Origin of the sequence: Pseudomonas sp. 21LCFQ010, assembly GCF_024129905.1 — a bacterium.
Taxonomy (GTDB): domain Bacteria; phylum Pseudomonadota; class Gammaproteobacteria; order Pseudomonadales; family Pseudomonadaceae; genus Aquipseudomonas.
Genome location: NZ_JAMYDZ010000007.1, coordinates 106,731 through 126,636, shown reverse-complemented (window position 1 = coordinate 126,636; position 19,906 = coordinate 106,731). Strand labels below are relative to the sequence as shown.

The 19,906-nt window shown below is 61.3% G+C and carries 20 protein-coding genes and 1 riboswitch; of the genes, 7 read left to right on the top strand and 13 right to left on the bottom strand.

The window, feature by feature from the left end:
* Positions 1 to 23: 23 nt before the first annotated feature.
* The 6 genes from NJC38_RS10990 to NJC38_RS10965 form a co-directional block, all read right to left on the bottom strand.
* Positions 24 to 617, bottom strand: a complete 594-nt coding sequence (locus tag NJC38_RS10990; RefSeq protein ID WP_253114507.1) for a YqiA/YcfP family alpha/beta fold hydrolase — start codon at positions 615 to 617, stop codon at positions 24 to 26.
* Positions 618 to 697: 80 nt separating this feature from the next.
* Positions 698 to 1,507, bottom strand: coding sequence for a 3',5'-cyclic-AMP phosphodiesterase (cpdA, locus tag NJC38_RS10985; RefSeq protein ID WP_253114505.1), 810 nt, complete (start codon positions 1,505 to 1,507; stop codon positions 698 to 700).
* A gap of 96 nt (positions 1,508 to 1,603) precedes the next feature.
* Complete coding sequence (locus NJC38_RS10980; RefSeq protein WP_253114502.1) at positions 1,604 to 1,963, bottom strand: hypothetical protein; 360 nt, start codon at positions 1,961 to 1,963, stop codon at positions 1,604 to 1,606.
* Entirely contained in the window at positions 1,960 to 2,367 is a 408-nt protein-coding gene (locus tag NJC38_RS10975) for a hypothetical protein (RefSeq protein WP_253114499.1), read from the bottom strand. The genes NJC38_RS10980 and NJC38_RS10975 overlap by 4 nt, the downstream gene beginning before the upstream one ends.
* A gap of 304 nt (positions 2,368 to 2,671) precedes the next feature.
* Entirely contained in the window at positions 2,672 to 3,124 is a 453-nt protein-coding gene (locus NJC38_RS10970) for a DUF1249 domain-containing protein (RefSeq protein ID WP_045486777.1), read from the bottom strand.
* On the bottom strand, positions 3,115 to 3,732 hold the full coding sequence (locus NJC38_RS10965) for an NUDIX domain-containing protein (RefSeq protein WP_045494160.1): 618 nt from the start codon (positions 3,730 to 3,732) through the stop codon (positions 3,115 to 3,117). Before NJC38_RS10965 ends, NJC38_RS10970 begins: the two co-directional genes overlap by 10 nt.
* A 208-nt stretch (positions 3,733 to 3,940) precedes the next feature.
* Here NJC38_RS10965 and NJC38_RS10960 point away from each other — a divergent pair, with 208 nt between their 5' ends.
* A complete protein-coding gene (locus NJC38_RS10960; protein WP_045486775.1) occupies positions 3,941 to 4,687 on the top strand; it encodes an RsiV family protein in 747 nt (248 codons plus the stop codon).
* Here NJC38_RS10960 and cytX read toward each other — a convergent pair.
* Together cytX and thiC are read right to left on the bottom strand one after the other, a co-directional pair.
* A complete protein-coding gene (gene cytX, locus NJC38_RS10955; protein ID WP_253114496.1) occupies positions 4,656 to 5,945 on the bottom strand; it encodes a putative hydroxymethylpyrimidine transporter CytX in 1,290 nt (429 codons plus the stop codon). The genes NJC38_RS10960 and cytX overlap by 32 nt on opposite strands.
* Positions 5,946 to 6,056: 111 nt before the next feature.
* Positions 6,057 to 7,949, bottom strand: coding sequence for a phosphomethylpyrimidine synthase ThiC (gene thiC, locus NJC38_RS10950; protein ID WP_253114493.1), 1,893 nt, complete (start codon positions 7,947 to 7,949; stop codon positions 6,057 to 6,059).
* A 154-nt stretch (positions 7,950 to 8,103) separates the two neighbouring features.
* A riboswitch (TPP riboswitch) is annotated at positions 8,104 to 8,208 on the bottom strand.
* A gap of 149 nt (positions 8,209 to 8,357) precedes the next feature.
* Here thiC and NJC38_RS10945 point away from each other — a divergent pair.
* A complete protein-coding gene (locus NJC38_RS10945; RefSeq protein WP_253114491.1) occupies positions 8,358 to 9,797 on the top strand; it encodes a TolC family outer membrane protein in 1,440 nt (479 codons plus the stop codon).
* A gap of 151 nt (positions 9,798 to 9,948) precedes the next feature.
* On the opposite strand, the gene waaA is transcribed toward NJC38_RS10945, so the two are convergent.
* A complete protein-coding gene (gene waaA, locus NJC38_RS10940; protein ID WP_253114478.1) occupies positions 9,949 to 11,223 on the bottom strand; it encodes a lipid IV(A) 3-deoxy-D-manno-octulosonic acid transferase in 1,275 nt (424 codons plus the stop codon).
* A gap of 34 nt (positions 11,224 to 11,257) precedes the next feature.
* A complete protein-coding gene (locus tag NJC38_RS10935; protein WP_253114475.1) occupies positions 11,258 to 12,148 on the bottom strand; it encodes a LysR family transcriptional regulator in 891 nt (296 codons plus the stop codon).
* 85 nt (positions 12,149 to 12,233) lie between these two features.
* Between NJC38_RS10935 and NJC38_RS10930 the strand changes: the two genes are divergently transcribed.
* The 4 genes from NJC38_RS10930 (at position 12,234) to NJC38_RS10915 (ending at position 15,624) form a co-directional block, all read left to right on the top strand.
* Entirely contained in the window at positions 12,234 to 12,566 is a 333-nt protein-coding gene (locus NJC38_RS10930; RefSeq protein ID WP_045486759.1) for an SMR family transporter, read from the top strand.
* 44 nt (positions 12,567 to 12,610) lie between these two features.
* A complete protein-coding gene (locus NJC38_RS10925; RefSeq protein WP_253114466.1) occupies positions 12,611 to 13,786 on the top strand; it encodes an FAD-dependent oxidoreductase in 1,176 nt (391 codons plus the stop codon).
* Positions 13,783 to 14,598: an aldo/keto reductase gene (locus NJC38_RS10920; RefSeq protein WP_253114462.1), complete on the top strand. Its 816-nt coding sequence runs from the start codon at positions 13,783 to 13,785 to the stop codon at positions 14,596 to 14,598. Before NJC38_RS10925 ends, NJC38_RS10920 begins: the two co-directional genes overlap by 4 nt.
* A 63-nt stretch (positions 14,599 to 14,661) precedes the next feature.
* On the top strand, positions 14,662 to 15,624 hold the full coding sequence (locus NJC38_RS10915) for a metal ABC transporter ATPase (RefSeq protein WP_253114459.1): 963 nt from the start codon (positions 14,662 to 14,664) through the stop codon (positions 15,622 to 15,624).
* 31 nt (positions 15,625 to 15,655) lie between these two features.
* Here the strand turns inward: NJC38_RS10915 and hldE are convergent, their stop codons facing one another.
* The 3 genes from hldE to NJC38_RS10900 form a co-directional block, all read right to left on the bottom strand.
* The gene (gene hldE / locus NJC38_RS10910) at positions 15,656 to 17,077 is read right to left on the bottom strand and encodes a bifunctional D-glycero-beta-D-manno-heptose-7-phosphate kinase/D-glycero-beta-D-manno-heptose 1-phosphate adenylyltransferase HldE (RefSeq protein WP_253114456.1); all 1,422 of its coding nucleotides are present in this window, start codon (positions 17,075 to 17,077) and stop codon (positions 15,656 to 15,658) included.
* 137 nt (positions 17,078 to 17,214) lie between these two features.
* Positions 17,215 to 19,017 (bottom strand): lipid A export permease/ATP-binding protein MsbA, encoded by a 1,803-nt coding sequence (gene msbA / locus NJC38_RS10905; RefSeq protein WP_045486744.1) that lies wholly within the window; start codon positions 19,015 to 19,017, stop codon positions 17,215 to 17,217.
* Positions 19,018 to 19,144: 127 nt separating this feature from the next.
* Positions 19,145 to 19,285, bottom strand: a complete 141-nt coding sequence (locus NJC38_RS10900; RefSeq protein ID WP_253114453.1) for a hypothetical protein — start codon at positions 19,283 to 19,285, stop codon at positions 19,145 to 19,147.
* Here NJC38_RS10900 and NJC38_RS10895 point away from each other — a divergent pair.
* Positions 19,268 to 19,906 carry a toluene tolerance protein gene (locus NJC38_RS10895; protein WP_253114451.1) on the top strand — a complete coding sequence of 213 codons (639 nt, stop codon included), beginning with the start codon at positions 19,268 to 19,270 and terminating at the stop codon, positions 19,904 to 19,906. The genes NJC38_RS10900 and NJC38_RS10895 overlap by 18 nt on opposite strands.

Here is a 19,906-nt window from a genome sequence, read left to right as displayed (position 1 = left end):
CACTGGGGTGACAGGCGGGCGGATTACAGCGGCGTCGGAGCAAAACCGGCTATCGCCAGCAACTCGGGCATGCGCGCCTCGAAGCCTTGATAGCTGTGGTCCCCGCCTTCGCGAATATCCAGCTTGCACTGAGCATAAAACGCAGCGGCGCGGCGGTAATCCAGGGTCTGGTCACCGGTCTGCAGCCAGACCTGGATGTCCTGCGGCTGATTTGGCGCAGGCACCTCCAGCTCGGCCAACGCCTGAATATGATCCAGGGTCAGTTCCCAGCGCTGTCCGGTATAAAGGTTCTGCTGAGTGCCCAGATAGCCATCGAACAACTGGTGCGGGTTGACCGCCGGGTTGATCAGCACCGCTTTGAGCCCGTGACGCTGCGCAAGATGGGTCGCATAGTAGCCGCCAAGCGAGCTGCCGACCAGTAATGGCCGGCCCAACGCCTCAATGGCCTGTTCAAGCTGGGCCAGCGCCTGGCGAGGATGATGGTGCAGTTCAGGCACGCGCAAGCGCTCTTGCAGCCCCAGCGAATGCATCAGCGCCGCCAGCCAGGTGGCCTTCTTCGACAGGGCCGAGCTGTTCAGGCCATGGATATACAAGAGTGCGGGGGTATGGCCGGTCATGCCTTGGCTCCGGTTTGCGCGTCATGATAAAGCCGCACAGTTTACAGGACTAAGGCCCGGGAGCTGCACCGGCATATGTTTCAATAGCCGGTTCCGGACAGATCGACCTCGAAATGTACGCCGACCAGCCGCGAAACACCGGTTTCAAGCCGCCCGTCGTCATGCAGGCGTAACCAGCGATAGCCTGGCGCGGCGGTATCAAGGGCAAAGTCTGCGCTGCCCGGTGCGAACTGAATGCAGGTTGACGGCGTGGCCAGCAGGCGAATGCCTTGACGCACTTGATCAAATTCCTGATGCACATGCCCCCAGAGCACCGCCCGGACCTGGGGATAACGCTCCAGCACGGCGAACAACGCATCAGCGTTATGCAGGCCGATCGGCTTCATCCATTCACAGCCAATGGCGACCGGATGATGATGCAGACAAACCAGGTGATGGCGTTCAGGCGCCTCACGCAAGGACTGCTCCAGCAACTGGAGTTGTTCGTCTGCAAGATAGCCGAACACCGCCCCCTCGACCTCGGAGTTGAGCATGGTGACCCGCCAGCGGCCGACATCGGTCACCGGCTGTAATACGTCACAGCCCTGCGCGGCTTCGCTCATCTGTGGCCAGTGGTCATGGTTACCGGGCAGCCAGCGCACCGGTGCCCCGAGCACCTCGCTCATCTGCCGGAACGCCTGATACGACTGCAGTGAGCCGTCCTGAGACAAATCGCCGGTCATCAACAGCAGATCAATAGCCGGTTGCTCGGCCTGCACCCGCTCAATGACCTTGTGCAACCCCTCGCGGGTTTTCATGCCCAGCAGCGTGCCGTCCGCGTCAGCGAACAAATGACTGTCAGAAAGCTGGACCAGCAGGACTGAAGAGCCCTTGATTGATGAACTCGGCAACGGCCGTCTCCCCCGGACGATTCGCTGCGATTATGGTAGTTGATAAGGAGCGCGGCAAATCTGCGAATGAGTGGTGGGTCACAGAGATAGAGATGTTCAAGGTTTGCGCCAGATGCGCGCACGCCGCGAAGAATGAATGCCGCCGAGTACCACGCCGATCAAGCCGACAATGAACAGGTAATTCAAGCCTTTTTCGTAATTCATTCCCGGCCAGACAAGCAAGATGACCAAGTAGGTGCAAAAGACACCCAGACCCAGTCCTGCCAGACAACGCATCAGGAAAGGCACACTGAACATCCAGGCCAGAATCAATGCCACAACAACGATCAGGGCCATGATCCGATCAGGATGCAAAGACAGATCACCTATACCGAGCAGAGCAACAATTCCGCCCACGAGGAACAGAGAAACAAAACAGCTCACCATGATGCCGAGCAGCAGACTGAATAACTTCATCGCCAGTTGGCTGGGCAGTTTATAAACGATGCGTCGTTAGCCCCTCCAGCCCGCAAGATATCCTCCACATACGATACGCAATTGTTAGGCACGCCTAGCCAATGCCAAGGTTTCACGCTGAGCGCCTCAAGTTTGCGTTGTGCCTCTAATGGTTTGGTGATGATGATTTTACGGCGAAAGAGTTCGCGCTTGCCCCCTTCGTGTTTGTAGCGCTCAAAGCCTTGTTCGGTCATATACCAAGGACGCTCGGCCCAGCCCAGAATATGAAAATAGTAGAAGCCGACTCTAAGCAATGCATGACCACAAAAATTGGGGCCATCACCACTGACCACTACCAGCCAGGTATCGCCCCAGTTAAAGGGCACCGCCCGGCAAATCTCCAACGGCTCGCCAAAATAGCTCATAAGTCTGATCCAGAAACGCTTCAGACAAGGCTAACAAGGTGCCGGGAGTCTTACAGTCGCGTTGAACATCACAAAAAACCATTTCAGAAACAGACTACAAATACAAAAGGGTATTTCCTACTTAAGCCTTAGGTTTTGTACAAAAAGTCAGCGGACGAAGGTCAGGCAAGGCAAAGACAGGCGAGGAAGCGTCGCGCTCGACTTTACGGGTGTAAATGAGCATTCCGAGCCTGTTTTTAACGCAACATGATCGAGCGCAGGCACTTTCCGTACAAAACCTCACAACAAACCAAGTGCAGTTGTCTTACCGCACTGCCTCATACTCATGCCCGCACGCCAGGCAGTGGCTCAGCCATTCACCGAGAAACAGGTTGAGCTGGGATTTTTCGTCTGGTTGGTGCATGTGTGCATTGGGGTACGGATAAATGCCCTGGAAGCGCCGCGCATGTTCGGCGCCGATCACCTCGGCCATGCGCGCGTCGTGATAGACCTGCACTTCCAGGCTGGGCACCGGCAGCCAGGGCAGGCTGTGCTCCTGGCGCACCTGCAAGGTGGTGGTGTACGGGCAGTCGAGCACCACTTCAAGCGTCAGCACCCCCAGCATCTGGTCGCCTTGGGTCACCGCAATCCGGCGCGAGCTTTTTTGTGTCCGCATGTCTGGCAACAAACGCATCAGGCGGGCGTAATTGGCCTCGCAGGCGGCCTGCAGCCCGGCAAGATCGACACGGTAGCGCTCGCGCAAGAGATTCACGACCATAGCCCCCTGATTTCATTGCGGTTCAAGGCCAGCCACTGGATGGCGATGATGGTTGCCGCATTCATGATCCGGCCATCGGCCACAGCCTGCAAAGCGTCGTCGAACGACCAGACCGTGACGCGGATGTCCTCCCCCTCCGACTCCAGGCCGTGCACACCGCCGGCGCCCTGGCTGTCGCACTGCCCCAAAAACAGATGCACATACTCATCGCTGCCGCCCGGCGAAGGAAAGTACCGGGTAATCGGCCACAAGGCACTGAATTGCAGACCAGCTTCCTCTTCTGCCTCGCGATGAGCAACTTCTTCCGGTTGCTCGTCCTTGTCGATCAGACCGGCGACCATTTCAATCAGCCACGGGTTGCCGGATTTCTCGGCAGCGCCGACCCGGAACTGCTCGATCAGTACCACTTCGTCGCGCCTGGCGTCGTACGGCAGCACACAGACCGCGTCATGACGGACGAACAGTTCGCGGCTCAGTTCCCGCCCCATACCGCCATTGAACAGCTCATGGCGCAAGTACAGCTTGTCGAGTTTGTAGAACCCCTTGAAACAGGTTTCACGCCGGGTGATCTCGTAGGCCGTGGGGGTCGATCGGGTGCTCTGGGTCATGAAAGTCTCGCTGCGAAAGATTTGGCTTGGGGCCATCCTAACGCGCATCGCAGGCCTGATGCAGCCCCTTCCTTACCTGCCAGAGTAGACGCGCGGGCGTAAAGCATTTCTAATCCGTCGCGATGGCGAACCGAACACCGGTTTTGCAGTCCAATCGGCCTGGATGCGTATCGCGCAGCCGCTTATTTTGATACTGCCAAGGATCATCATGTCGTTAACGAAGATCGCTGCGCTGGCTTGCCTGGCCGTCACTCTGGGTGCCTGCCAAAGCCTGTTCAAGCCCAACATGCGTGCCCCGCTGCAGGTCGAACGCGAGGCCTGGGAGCAGATCAAGCCGGGCTGCAGCAGCGCCGACTGCCCGCTGGTGAACATCGATACCGTGCATTTCCCTGACGAGCCGCGGCTCGATGCCATCGTGCAGAAGAACCTCCTGCAGATGGCCCCGACCCGCCCGGGTGCAGCGCCAGCGACGTCCCTGAAAGCCTATGAGCAGCAGTTCCTCAGCCAGTCCGAAGGCCGCAACAGCAGCTACCTGCAAGCCAAGGTACGCGAACAGCATGACGGTATCGTGGTGATTGAACTGTCCAGCTATCTCGACAGCGGCGGTGCCCATGGTGATCCGGGCCGGGCGCTGTTCAATTACTCGCGCCAGCAGCAGAAAGTCCTGACCCTGGCCGACATGGTAGTGCCCGGCAAGGAAAACGAGTTCTGGCAAAAAGCCCAACTCGCCCACCAGGCCTGGATGGTTTCGACCAAAGCCAACGAAGACCCGCAGTTCGCCAGCACCTGGCCGTTCAAGCGCACACCTAACGTGGCATTGACCTATGGCGCGGTGATCCTCAAGTATCCGGTGACCACCATCGCGCCCTATGCAATGGGCCATATCGAGCTGAAGATTCCCTATCCGCAGCTCAATGGTGTGATCAGGCCCGAGCTGTTCCCCGGTCGCGGCTGAAACCACGCCCCAGCAAAAATTGCAGGGCACCGGCAACCAGCAGGGCGGGCAACGTGGCGCCCACCTGCGGGTACAGATTGGCCAACAAGTGATAGGTGCTGACGCCGCCCAGCCAGGCCAGCAGGCTCAGACCGTACAACGCCGGCAGCGCAGCCGGCGTACGGCGGCGACGGACGATAAAATGATCGACCAGCACCACGCCGAACAGCGGTGCGAACAGCGAGCCGATCAGTAACAGAAAGCCTTCGTACTGTGCCAATGGCGCAAAACAGGCAATCAAGGTACACAGCACCCCGATTGCCAGTGCCAGGTGTTCGACCTTCAACCCCGACAACATCGCACTGGAAACCGCCGCCGAATGAATATCGGCAAAGGCTTTCTCTGATTCGTCGAGCAACACCAACAGCAGCGGAATGCCCATCCCCGCGCCCGCCAGCGCCAACAGCAATGCATTGGCTTCACCGTCGGCAGCGAACGCCAGGGTGTAGGCCACGCCCAGGCTCATCAGCCAGCAGTTGCCGATGAAGTAGCCCAGCACCGTGCCGACAAAGACTGGCTTGGCCCGACGCCCAAAACGTGAATAGTCGGCGATCAACGGCAACCACGACAGCGGCATGGCAATCGCCAGGTCCAGACCGGTGGCAAATGGCATCGAGCCATCCCCTGCCCTGGCCCACAACGCGCTCAGGTCGGCCTTGCTCAACAGGTTCCAGGTCAGCCACAGGCAGGCACCCAACAGCAGCCAGATCCCCCATTGGCGCAGAATCTTGCGCACGAAGGTCAATGGCCCGCTGACCGCCAGCAGCGTTGCCAGCCCGCCGAACAACAGCGCCCAGAGCAGTGGGCTGCTCCAAAGACCCGCAGCGCCGAAGGTGCGCCCGGCCAACAGGCTGGCTGCATCGCGCATGACGATGATCTCGAACGAGCCCCAGCCAATCAGTTGCAACAGGTTGAGAACCGCCGGCAGCATCGCACCGCGCCGCCCCAGGCTGAGCTTGAGCGACGCCATCGACGACAGCCCGGTGTCAGTACCAATCACCCCGGCGCTGGCCAGCAACAGCACGCCGATCAGCGTACCCAGCGCAATCGCCAGTAGCGCCATGGCCATGCCCAACCCCGGTGCCAGCAAGGCACCCGCTTGCAGGACCATCAGGCCGATCCCTAATGAAAACCACAGGGAAAACAGATCGCGCCCGCCGAAAACCCGTTTGTCGCCGGGGACCGGCAGGTCAGGGGAGTAAGTGCCAAGTGTGTTCACATTAACGCTCGGTAATAGAGTGGAATACGGTAGGAGCTCGCTCGCGAAGGGGCCGGTTCAGGCGATACACCATCACCACCGTCAGAGACGCCTTCGCGACCAAGGTCGCTCCTACACTTTCTGGTACAGCTGGCTGCCTTCCTGTTTGAAGCGTTCGGCCTGTTCGCGCATGCCGTCTTCCACCGCGACATCCACCGCATCAATGCGCTGGTTGGCGGCGTACTCGCGCACTTCCTGGGTGATTTTCATCGAGCAGAACTTCGGCCCGCACATCGAGCAGAAATGCGCGACCTTGGCCGACTCCTTGGGCAAGGTTTCGTCGTGATAGGCACGCGCAGTGTCCGGGTCCAGGCCGAGGTTGAACTGGTCTTCCCAGCGGAATTCGAAGCGCGCCTTGCTCAGTGCGTTGTCGCGGATCTGCGCGCCGGGGTGGCCCTTGGCGAGGTCGGCGGCATGTGCGGCGATCTTGTAGGTGATGATCCCGGTTTTCACGTCATCCTTGTTCGGCAGGCCCAGGTGCTCCTTGGGGGTGACGTAGCAGAGCATCGCGCAACCGAACCAGCCGATCATCGCCGCACCGATGCCCGAGGTGATGTGGTCGTAACCCGGCGCAATATCAGTGGTCAGCGGGCCGAGGGTATAGAACGGCGCCTCGTCGCAGCATTCCAGCTGCTTGTCCATGTTTTCCTTGATCAACTGCATTGGCACATGGCCAGGGCCTTCGATCATGGTTTGCACGTCATGCTTCCAGGCGACCTTGGTCAGCTCGCCGAGGGTTTCCAGCTCACCGAACTGCGCGGCGTCGTTGGCGTCGGCAATCGAACCCGGACGCAGACCGTCGCCCAGCGAGAAGCTGACGTCGTAGGCCTTCATGATTTCGCAGATGTCTTCGAAGTGCGTGTAGAGGAAGTTTTCCTTGTGATGCGCCAGGCACCACTTGGCCATGATCGAGCCGCCGCGGCTGACGATACCGGTGACCCGCTTGGCGGTCATCGGCACGTAGCGCAGCAGCACACCGGCGTGGATGGTGAAGTAGTCCACGCCCTGCTCGGCCTGCTCGATCAGGGTGTCGCGGAACAAGTCCCAGGTCAGGTCTTCGGCTATACCACCGACCTTTTCCAGCGCCTGATAGATGGGTACGGTGCCGATCGGCACCGGTGAGTTGCGGATGATCCACTCGCGGGTTTCATGGATATGCTTGCCGGTGGACAGGTCCATGACCGTGTCCGAGCCCCAGCGGATGCCCCAGGTCAGCTTGGCCACTTCCTCTTCGATGGACGATCCCAAAGCGCTGTTGCCAATGTTGCCGTTGATCTTCACCAGGAAGTTACGGCCGATGATCATCGGTTCCAGCTCGACGTGGTTGATGTTGGCCGGAATGATCGCCCGGCCGCGGGCGATTTCTTCACGCACGAATTCGGCAGTGATTTCCTTGGGAATACTGGCGCCGAAGCTGTGCCCGGCGTGCTGCTGCTTGAGCAGCCCGGTGGCGCGGGCCTCCTGGAGTTTCATGTTTTCGCGGATGGCGACGTATTCCATCTCGGCGGTAATGATGCCCTTGCGCGCATAGTGCATCTGGCTGACGTTGGCGCCCGCCTTGGCGCGGCGCGGATTGTTCACATGGGCAAACCGCAGGGCTGTCAGTTCGGCATCGTTGAGGCGCTGCTGGCCGAAACTGGAGCTCAGACCGCCCAGCCGCTCGGTGTCGTTACGCGACTCGATCCACGGCGAGCGCACATCGGCCAGGCCCTTGCGCACGTCGATGATCACATTGGGGTCGGTGTAAGGCCCGGAGGTATCGTAGACGGTGACCGGCGCGTTGATCTCGCCGCCGAAATCGGTAGGCGTCACGTCCAGGCTGATCTCGCGCATCGGCACGCGGATATCCGGGCGCGAGCCCTGAACATAGATCTTCTGCGAACGGGTAAAGGGCTGGACCGAACCCGAGTCGACCTGGGCCGATTCACTCAGATGGGGGGCGTTATTGGTTTTTCTTGTCGTCATCACGGTCTCTCCTGACATCCTGCACGGATTGATTGTCGGAGTGACCTGAACGGACGGAGGGCGTCATGCATGCAATGACGCAGAGTGACGCGGCGCGAAGTGGTGCATAAATATTGAACGCACGACCCCGGACGACACTCAAGAGGACTCGCCGGGAGCGAGCAATCTTGTTCCCTACGCAGGCGTTAACCTGATCAGGTTCAACGGGATCCGGTTTAACCGATCTCAGCCTCATAGCAAGGCACCCCGACAAGAACGGCGCCAGTCTATGCCGGCTCGGGAGCGAGCGCCAGTCCCAAATGCAACACCTGCGATAAGTGGCTGAAATGGCCGAAATAGCTGATTGTTGCGCCGAACATCTGGCTCTACACTCGCCGACTGCGATCATCTTCTGGAAAAGGAACGCCCATGCTGCGCAAATTGCCGTTGGCCTTCGCCGTGTCGTATGCCTGCATTGCCCCGAGCTGGGCCACTGATGCACCACCGACGGCGTTGACCGGGCTGGTGAATGTCTATCAGCAGGCAGTGGACAACAACGCCGATCTGGCCGCCGCCCGTGCCGATTACCAGGCGCGTATCGAAGGCGTACCCCAGGCCCGTGCCGGCCTGCTGCCCAACCTCTCGGCCAGCGCCCAGAACAGCAGCACCCGCACCAGCATCGACCAGCCCAAGGCCACCGCCACCCGCAGCGGCACCCTGTACCAGGCGACCCTGAGCCAGCCGCTGTTCCGCGCTGATCGCTGGTTCCAGCTACAGGCGGCCGAAGCGGTCAACGAACAGGCCGCGCTGGAGCTGTCAGCCAATGAACAGAACCTGATCCTGCAATCGGCGCAGAGCTATTTCGGTGTCTTGCGCGCCCAGGACAATCTGGCGACTGCCAAAGCCGAGGAGTCGGCGTTCCGGCGCCAGCTTGATCAGGCCAATGAGCGCTTTGACGTCGGCCTGTCGGACAAGACCGATGTGCTGCAATCCCAGGCCAGCTACGACAGCTCACGGGCCAACCGCCTGATCGCCCAGCGTCAGGTGGACGATGCCTTCCAGGCCTTGGTGACGCTGACCAATCGCCAATACAGCGCGATCGAAGGCATTGTTCACAGCCTGCCGGTGCTGCCGCCGTCACCCAACGACGCCAAGGCCTGGGTCGACACCGCCGCCTTACAAAACCTCGACCTGCTGGCCAGTAACCACGCCGTCGATGCTGCACAACAGACGCTGCGCCAACGCAAGGCCGGGCATGCGCCGACCGTGGATGCTGTCGCCACCTGGCAACGCGGCGATAACGATCTGCAAGGGTTTTCCAACCCCAACTACACGGGCACCAACTACAGCGGCGATGTCGAACAACGCACAGTGGGTCTGCAGGTCAATATCCCGCTGTACAGCGGCGGTCTGACCAGCTCCCAGGTACGGGAGGCCTATGCGCGCCTGAGCCAGAGTGAACAGCGCCGCGAAAGCCTGCGCCGCCAGGTGGTGGAGAACACCCGCAATCTGCATCGTGCGGTGAATACCGACGTGGAACAGGTGCAGGCGCGCAAGCAGTCGATCATCTCCAACCAGAGTGCGCTGGAAGCGACGGAGATTGGTTATCAAGTGGGCACCCGTAATATCGTCGATGTGCTCGATGCCCAGCGTCAGTTGTATGCGTCGGTGCGTGACTACAACAACACGCGCTATGACTACATCATCGACAGCTTGCGCTTGAAGCAGGCGGCCGGGACGTTGAACCCTGGTGACTTGCAGGATTTGGCGCGCTATCTGAAGCCTGACTACAACCCGGACCGGGATTTTCTGCCACCGGATCTGGCGACCGAGGCGCGCAAGAACTTTGAGCGGCCGGCCAAGCGTTGAATATGTCGTAGGAGCTCGCCCGCCGCCTCGGCGCCCCGCTGTCGCGTAGCAAACACGGACCTCGTAGGACCGGCTTTAGCCGGGAAGCCTTCGCGGCTGAAGCCGCTCCTACAGGATCTCGTGTTTGCTGTACGACCGCGCGGCACGTCCCCTAGGCCACCAACCGATCAATCAACGCCAATAGCCGCTGCAAGGCGCCCTGGTTGGCTTTCATCACCTGCAAACCGGCCTCGGCCATGCGGCGGGACTGGTCGGGCTGCTCGAACAGGTGCTGTACGGCCTTGGCCAGTGCGGTCGGGTCGCTGGCTTGCTGCAGGGCGCCGGCGGTGCGCAGCATGGCGGCGATTTCCAGGAAGTTGAACAGGTGCGGGCCGCTGAGTACCGGTTTGCCCAGCGCGGCCGGTTCCAGCAGGTTGTGACCGCCATTGGGCACCAGGCTGCCGCCGACAAAGGCGCAGTCGGCCAGTGCATAGAGAAACAGCAGCTCGCCCATGGTGTCGCCCAACAGCACGGTGGTCGTGGCGGTCACCGGCTGGCCGCTGGAGCGCCGGACCGTGTCGAAACCTTGCTGGCGGCACAGCTCGTGCACGCTGTCGAAACGCTCGGGGTGGCGCGGGACCAGGATCAGCAAGGCCTGCGGGTGGCTGGCGAGCAATTGGCGATGGGCCGCCAGGATGCTCTCGTCTTCGCCCGCGTGGGTACTGGCGGCGATCCATACCGGCCGGGCCGTGGCCTGCCATTGCTCGCGTAAGTGCGCAGCCTGTACCGGCAACTGTGGATCGATGGTCAAGTCGAACTTGATCGAACCGGTGACCGTCACGCATTCGGGCCGCGCGCCTAGGTCACGAAAGCGCTGGGCTTCGGCCTCTGTCTGTACGGCAAAGCCGTTCATTTCTGCCAGCATCGGCCGGGTCAGGCCGGCAAACCGTGCATAACCCCGTGCCGAACGTTCGGACAGCCGGGCATTGGCCAACACCACCGGGATACCGCGTCGCGCGCACTGGTGAATATGGTTGGGCCACAGCTCCGTCTCCATGATGATGCCCAGCCGCGGCCGTACATGGTCCAGAAACCGTCCTGCCGCCCACGGCAGGTCATAGGGCAGGTAGCAGTGCTGGATCCGCGGCTCATTGGCGAACAGCGCCTGGATCCGCTCGGAACCGGTGGGCGTCATGCAGGTCAGGGTGATGGTCTGCTGCGGGTACGCCTTGAGCAGCGCCCGGACCATCGGCGCAGCAGCAATGCTCTCGCCCACCGACACCGCATGCACCCAGATCCCGCCCTGGCGCATCGGCGGCAGACCGAAGGCAAAGCGTTCTTTGATACGCCGGGCATAAGCAGGCGCCTTGCGCGAACGCAGGAACAGGCGCAGCGCAACCAGCGGCAGGCCCAGGTGAAACAGCAGGGTATAGAGAGTTCTGTTCATGGCGGCGAAGTTTACAAGGATCCGGGGTCGATGATCAGCCAATCGCCTGCAAATGCACCGCAAAGCGCTCGGCCAGCCATTTTGCCGCCGGCCCCAGCGGTGTATCGCGACGCCAGGCCAGTTCCACCACCAGCGCTGGCGGGCGCCATTCGCTGGGCAGTTCGACCATCTGGCTCTGGTAGGTGGGGTATTGCACCAAGTGCCGGGGCAGCCAGGCCCAGCCCAGACCGCGCATCAGCAGTTCGGCCATGGCGTAGAAGCTGTCAGCCCGCCAGACCTGAGAACTGAGCGCCTCGCCGCCGGGGTAATCGCTTTGCTGGGCGGTGATCAGCAGTTGCCGGTGACGGGCCAGTTGCTGACAGGTTACCCAGCGCTCTTTGGCCAGCGGGTGATCAACCGCACAGACCGTGACCATTTCCACGCTGCCCAGCGAACGGCGTTCCAGTGAGGCTGGCACATCGTCATGGCTGAAGAACAGGCCGATATCGGCCCGCCGTTCGACCAGCTTGCGGGCCACATCGCCTTGGGCACCGCTGGCCAGTTGCACTTGCAGGAAAGGAAAGCGGTTGGCCAGCCCCTCGAGGCTGTCGATCACCGGTTGATGGGGCATGGCTTCGTCCTGGGCGATGCGCAACAACGCTTCCTGGCCGCGCATCAATGCAAGCGCGTGGCCATCCAGCCGCTCGCAGTGGCGCAGCAGTTCACGCACATCCTCCAGCAGCGCTTGACCATGTTCGGTCAAACTCGGCTGGCGACCGCTACTGCGCTCGAACAGGCTGACACCAAGGTCTTGCTCAAGCAGAGCAATCGCACTGCTGACGGCCGATTGCGCCTTGCGCTGCTCGCGAGCCACGGCCGAGAACGAGCGTAACTCGGCGACGCGGGCGAACAGGCGCATCTGTTCCAGATCCCATTGTCCTGCCATCAACCTATCTCCATAACAGATAGGTAATGACTTCACCCCACCCATGGACATTCTAGAATGCGCGCCACTGAACAGGAGTCCGCCCATGAATGCCTATTACCTGCTGGCCATTGCCATTTGCGCCGAAGTTGTCGCCACCACCTCGATGAAAGCCGTCAAGGGCCTGAGCGCCCCACTGCCGCTGCTGTTGGTCATCTGTGGCTATACCGTCGCGTTCTGGATGCTGATCATCGTGGTACGCACCATTCCGGTGGGGGTGACCTATGCCATATGGTCGGGCATGGGCATCGTGCTGGTGAGCATCGCCGCGCTGTTCATCTACGGCCAGAAGCTCGACTTGCCAGCGGTACTGGGCATGGGCCTGATCGTGCTTGGTGTGGTAGTGATCCAGTTGTTCTCGAAAACCGCAGGGCACTGATAACCCCCTATAATGGCCGGCATCGTTTACGCCATGAGGTGCCCATGCCATCTGTTATCTCCACCGACGTCCTTATTGTGGGCGGCGGGGTCGCCGGTCTCTGGCTCAACGCCCGCCTGCGCGGTCAGGGCTTTGCCACTGTGCTGGTGGAAAACGCCAGCCTCGGCGGCGGGCAGAGTCTCAAGTCGCAGGGCATCATTCATGGCGGTGCCAAATATGCGCTGCACGGAGCCCTGACCGGCGCTTCGGAAGCCATCGCCGATATGCCGCGGCGCTGGCGCGAAGCTCTGGCCGGTAATGGCGAGCTTGATCTGGCCGGTGTCAGGTTGTTGTCCGAAGCCCACTACCTGTGGTCGCCGGGCACCCTGGCCGGCAACCTCACCAGCTTTTTTGCCAGCAAGGCGGTGCGTGGCCGCGTCGATCAGGTCAAGGGCAATGAATTGCCCCCCGCTCTGCAACACCCGAAATTCAAAGGCAAGGTTTACCGTCTGGCCGAACTGGTGGTGGATGTGCCGAGCCTGATCGAACGCCTGGCGCAACTGGCCGGCGATAGCCTGCTGGCCGGCCAGCAGATTGAACCGCTGCTGGCCGATGGGCAACTGGTCGGCCTGCGGGTGGATGGCCGCGACATTCAGGCCCAGCGCATTGTGCTCAGTGCCGGTGCCGGGACTGCCAACCTGCTGCAAACATTGAGCATCAACCAGCCGAAAATGCAGCGTCGTCCATTGCACATGGTGCTGGCCAAGGGCGCGACCCTCAAGCCACTGTTCGCTCACTGCCTGGGCGGAGGCCCCAAGCCACGCATCACCGTCACCACCCACCCAGCCGCCGATGGCCAGAATGTCTGGTATCTGGGCGGTGATATTGCCGAAGCCGACGGTGTCGCCCGCGAGCCGGCAGCGCAGATCGCTGCAGCCCGGGAAGAACTGCACAAGCTACTGCCGTGGATCGATCTGGATCAGGTGCAGTGGGCCACGCTGCGGGTCGACCGCGCCGAGCCAGAACAATCAGGGCTGGTCCGCCCCGACAACGCCTTCGTCGCTGAGCAGGGCCGTTTGCTGGTCGGCTGGCCGACCAAGCTGGCCCTGGCGCCAGACTTCGCCGACCGGGTCCTCGCCGCGCTGAGCAAGGACGGCATCCAGCCAACCGCGCAGCCTGCGGCCAATGACCTGCCCAAGCCGCCACTGGCCATACCTGTCTGGGATCAACTGCTGCCATGACCTTACCGACTTTGCATGAATTGCACCGCCCGCTGGGCAGCACTGGCCTGAACGTTTCGCCGCTGGGCCTGGGCACCGTAAAACTGGGCCGCGACCAAGGGGTCAAGTACCCCAACGGTTTCAGCATCCCCGATGACCAGGCAGCGGCCAGCCTGCTGCGCCAGGCACGCGAGCTGGGCATCAACCTGATCGACACCGCTCCGGCCTATGGCACCAGTGAGCAGCGTCTTGGTCCGCTGCTGCGCGGCCAGCGTCACGACTGGGTGATTGTCAGCAAGGTGGGTGAGGAGTTCGACAACGGCCAGTCGCACCATGACTTCAGCGCAGCGCACACCCGGCTCTCGGTCGAGCGCAGCCTGAAACGTCTGGAAACCGATTTTATCGACCTGGTGCTGGTGCATTCCGACGGCAATGATCTGGCGATTCTCAACGACAGCGAGGTCTACCCGACCCTGGCCGAACTCAAGCGCGAAGGCAAAATCCGCCACTTCGGCTTTTCTGGCAAAACCGTCGAGGGCGGCCTGCTGGCGTTGCGTGACGGCGACTGCGCAATGGTGACCTATAACTTCAACGAGCAGACCGAAAAGCCGGTTCTGGACTACGCTGCGGCGCACGGCAAAGCAATTTTGGTGAAAAAAGCGCTGGCCAGCGGTCATATCTGTCTGGAACCCGGTGTCGACCCGGTGCGCGCCAGTTTTGAACTGTTATTTGCGCATCCGGGCGTTGCCAGTGCCATCGTCGGGACCATCAATCCCGTCCATCTGGCGCACAACGTTGCCAGCGCTGCCGCCGTGATTCGCCGTCAGCGCTGATTGCAGGAGGCCGACCCCAACGCACGGATGCCCTGATGTGGCATACCATAAGAAGGAGCCGAGATGCCGCATACCCTGATAAGGAAAAACCCCAGCAACTTCAAGACTCTGGCGCTATTCGTCGAGGCCACACCCGAGGCGCTGAGCTATGAAAGCATCGGCATGCCGCTCAACTTTGCCCAGACCCTGCAACGCCGGCGCAAGGTCGAGGTGGCGGATACCGAACGTTTTGCCATCGAACTGGCCAATCTCGGGGTCTCGGTACGCCTGACCATCACCTGGCAGAACCGGGATTATTGGGTGCTGGTGCGGCAAAAGCGCAAGGACCGTGGCGATGTGGTGCTCAAGCTGATTTCCGGCTATGTCCCGGCCCACGAAATGAGTCTGCCACTGCATACCGCCATTCAGGAAGTCGCAGAGGAATGCCTGATCGAGACGCCACAGGGCTGGCTCAGCGGGCGTTATCAGGACACCTGGCTGCCTGCGCCTTATGCAGCGGCCCTGCACTACCGCGAAGCCATGCCGTTTCTGCTCAGCCCGCTGTCGGGCGCGGCCAAACCGGTGCGTTGCGGCAACCTGGCGCTGCTTGAACGGCCGCGTGCCTATGTGCACCTGCCCACCGCATCACTGCAACTGATTTATGACCTGCGTCTGGAGATCCCTCGGGATGCCCGGCCGCTCAGCCTGTTTCATGTCGACGAGACGCTTGAAGACGAGTACCTGGTCGCACGCCTGAACCGCAAGAAGCCCGACCTGTACCTGATGCCGCTGGAGAATGGCGAGCCGTTGCCCGAACTGTATACCCTCAAGCAAGACCGGCTGGTGCCGGTCAGTACCCGCGGTTTGCATCTGGCAGAAAGCTTTGCCCGTCAGGAAGGCTGGGTGGTACGCGAAGAGCGGATTCGCTGGAAGGACTGGCTGCGCCAGCAAGGGCTGACGCCACCGGAAAAAAGCGGCGGTCTGAAACAGTTGACCGGCAAAGCCAAGGCGCTGCTGGACCGCGCCCGTTCCAGGCTGGGTAAGTGACGGCTGCACGCATCAGCGTGCAGCCACAAACTTATTGCTGGCGGATTTTCTCGACGATGGCGGTGGTGGAGCTGTTTTCCACCAGACCCAGCACCTTCACTTCACCGCCATTGGCGCGCACGATGTCGGCACCCACCACCTGATCCACGCTGTAGTCGCCGCCCTTGACCAGCACATCGGGCTTGATGTGACTGAGCAGGTTCTCAGGAGTGCCTTCCGGGAAGCTGATCACCCAGTCCACTGCGCCGAGCCCGGCCAGTACCGCCATGCGCCGGTCGACACTGTTGATCGGCCGGCCCGGTCCTTTCAGACGACTGACCGAAGCGTCGTCGTTGATCGCCACGATCAAGCGATCGCCCTGGGCGCGGGCCTGCTCCAGATAGGTCACGTGACCGGCATGCAGGATGTCGAAGCAGCCATTGGTGAACACGATCTTCTCGTTGTGCGCACGGGCGTCCTCGACCGCCAGCAGCAGTTGCTCAAGACCCAGTACACCGCGCTCGGTGCCTTCTTCGCGCTGAATGGCGCGGCGCAGCTCCGGGGCACTGATCGCGGCGGTCCCCAGCTTGCCGACCACGATACTGGCCGCCAGGTTGGCCAGCCCCACGGCGTGGGGCAGGTCTTCACCGGCAGCCAGGGCCGCGGCCAGGGTGGAGATCACCGTATCACCGGCACCGGTCACATCGAATACTTCACGAGCCCGGGCCGGCAGATGCAGCGCCGGCTGGTCGGCACGCAACAGGGTCATGCCGTGCTCGCCACGGGTCACCAGCAAGGCGCCCAGGTCCAGTTCCTGCAACAGCTCAGCGCCCTTGCTGACCAGATCGTTCTCGTCACGGCAGTGACCAACAATGGCTTCGAACTCGCTGAGGTTCGGGGTGATCAGGCTGGCGCCGCGATAGATCGAGAAATCCTTGCCCTTGGGGTCGGCCAGCACCGCGATGCCGCGCTCGCGGGCAGATTTGATCAGGACCTGGTGGTTCTTCAGCGCGCCCTTGCCATAGTCGGACAGCACCAGCACCTTGACGCCGTCGAGCAACGTATCGACCTCGATACTCAGGGCCAGCGCGTCAGTGGCGAAGGGTTCTTCGAAATCAATGCGCAGCAATTGCTGATGACGGCTCATGACCCGCAACTTGACGATGGTCGGCTGGTGGGCAATGCGCTGGAAACGCGCCCGGACACCGGCAGCCTTGAGGCTGTTGTCCAGGCTCTCGGCGGCCTCGTCCTCGCCAGTCACACCGACCAGCGAGGCCGGTGCACCGAGGGCTGCGATGTTCAACGCGACGTTGGCCGCACCGCCGGGCCGGTCTTCGATCTGGTCGACCTTGACCACCGGCACCGGCGCCTCGGGAGAAATGCGCGAGGTACCACCATGCCAGTAACGGTCGAGCATGACATCACCCACCACCAGGACAGGCGCTTGATCGAAACGCGGCATGGATAACTTCATATGAGCGACCTTGGCAGAACTGAACAAGGGGCGAATCTTAGCACAGGGGCCACTACGAACAGCTTGCGGCGCTGTCGCAGAAGATTGCCGGTTGACGGTGAAAAGCCTGGCAGGTTCAGTGAACCCGCCCGGCAGTATCAGATAGCACCCACAGGCGACGGCTCGTCCAGCCCCATGGCATGCAGGCGGGCGTAATAGCCGTTCTCGGCCAGCAACTGAGTGTGGGTACCGCGCTCGACAATGCGCCCGCCGTCCATGACCAGAATCAGGTCGGCTTTCTCGATGGTCGACAGCCGGTGAGCGATGACCAGCGTCGTGCGACCTTGCATGACCGAATCCAGTGCCCCCTGGATGTGCCGCTCGGACTCGGTATCGAGCGCCGAAGTCGCTTCGTCGAGAATCAGCAACGGGGCGTTTTTGAGCAATGCCCTGGCAATTGCCAGACGCTGGCGCTGACCACCGGACAGCAGCACGCCGTTCTCACCCACCTCGGTCTCGAAGCCTTCGGGCAGGCGGTCGATGAATTCCTTGGCATAGGCTGCGGCAGCGGCAGTCTCGACATCTTCACGCGGCGCACCGGCCAGGTCGCCGTAGGCGATGTTATTGGCAACACTGTCGTTGAACAGTGTGACGCTCTGGTTGACCTGCGCAATGTGGCGGCGCAGGTTAGTCAGCCGATAATCGTTGATATCCACCCCATCAAGCAGGATCTGCCCGGTTTCATGGGGATAAAAACGCGGGATCAGATTGGCCAGGGTTGATTTGCCACTCCCGGAGCGGCCGACCAGCGCGATCATCTGCCCAGGCTCTGCGACAAAGCTGATGTCGTCGAGTACCACCCGCTCGGTTTCAGGGTAGGTAAAGCTGAGGTTCTTCACCTCCAGACGGCCCTGCACACGTTCACGCTGGTAAGTCCCGGTATCGACTTCCGCCGGGACGTCGAGCTGCTCGAAGATGCTCTCGGCACCGGCAACGCCTTTCTGGATGGTCGAGCTGACTTCCGACAACTGGCGGATCGGCTTGGGCAACAAACCGGCGGCGGTGATATAGGCCACCAGGTCACCGGCAGTGGCTTCACCGCGCAGCAACAGCACCAGGAACATCAGCACCGCCATGGCGCTGTAGATCACCAGTTGCAGCATCGGCGTGTACACCGCGCCGGTCTTGGTCATGCGCAACTGCTTTTCAGTGTTGCTGTCGCTGGCCTTGGCGAAACGGTCCATCTCGTAGCGTTCGCCGCCGAAGCTGCGCACCACGCGATAACCCTGAATGGTTTCCGAAGCCACGTGGGTAACGTCGCCCATCGCCACCTGGATTTTCTTGCTCTGCTTGCGAAACTTCTTGCTCGCGCTGCCAACCATAACCGCGATCAACGGCAGGATCGCCAGCATCACCAGGGTCAGCTTCCAGTTCATCCACAACAGGTAGATAAACAGGAACACCACCGTCAGGCCCTCACGGATCACCACCTTGATGGCGTCAGTGGCGGCGCCGGTCACCATGGTCACATTGAAGGTAATGCGCGAGATCAGATGGCCGGAGTTGGTGGTGTCGAAATAGCGGTTTGGCAGCACCATCAGCTTGTTGAACAGCTCGACGCGCAGGTCGTGGACCAGTCCCAGCGACACCTTGGCCAGAAAGTAGTTACCCAGAAACGAGCCCAGCCCTTGCCAGGCCGCGATCAGTACGATCAGCAGCGGCACGGCATGCAGCAGTTGCAAGTCTTTGAGGTACGGCACGTTGGGAAACAGCGCCGCCTCCGGGTTGGTCAATCCATCGACGAAGTACTTGAGAATGCCAGCCAGCATCGGCTGGGTGGAGGCGAAGATCACGAAACCGATGATACTGAGCAGGAAAATGCCCACATACGGACGCACATAGGACAACAGGCGTAGGTAGATCTTCACGCTGGACTGCGTGGACGATTCGTTGCTTGCCATGGGAATCCGTCAAGTCAAAAAGAGTGCAATTGTATCACAAGCGGTTTTTGCGGCTGTTCAGCGGGGTGCCTCTAAAAACGTAGGCGAGGCAGTCAGCGCTAAGCGAAATCAGGCGAGAAAGCGGAGTTTACAGGTTGTAAATGAGCATTTTGAGCCTGATTTCAACAACGCGATGGCCACGCAGGTAGTTTTTAGAGGTGCCCAGTGGGGTAACATAGTCGGCTTTCCATGCCTGCCAGTCGGAGTTTCGATGCAGCCACTTGATCATGCCCGCTACCTTGACCTGGTCCAGGGCGCAGAAGTCCTGGAGGCTGATGGCACAGGCGACAAGGTACTGCGCCTGAGTGACGGTTCGATGCTCAAACTGTTTCGTCGCAAACGCCTGATCAGCTCGGCGGCCTGGTATCCGTACGCCAGCCGCTTCGCCGACAACTGCCTGACCCTGGCCCAGCGCGCGGTGCCCTGCCCGCAGGTGCGCAGCGTATTCAGGATTGCCGAGATCAAACGCGACGCGGTGCATTACACGCCACTGGCCGGGCAGACCCTGCGTCAGTTGCTGGGCAGTGCCGGCACCGACGATGAACTGCGTCGCCAACTGGGGCGTTTCATTGCCGGGCTGCATGAGAAAGGCATCTACTTCCGCTCGGCGCACCTGGGCAATGTGGTACTGACCCCGGACAGCGAGCTGGGCCTGATCGACATCGCGGACATGAAGACCTTCCGCCAGCCGCTGCGCAAATCACTGCGCCTGCGCAACTTCAAGCATATGCTGCGCTACGCCGAAGACCGCCAGTGGCTGCTGGGCGAGGACAACCCGGCGTTCTTCCAGGGTTACCTGAGTGCCCAGAGCCAGTGCAGTGAGGCAGAGCTCAAGCAGGCGATTGCCTGA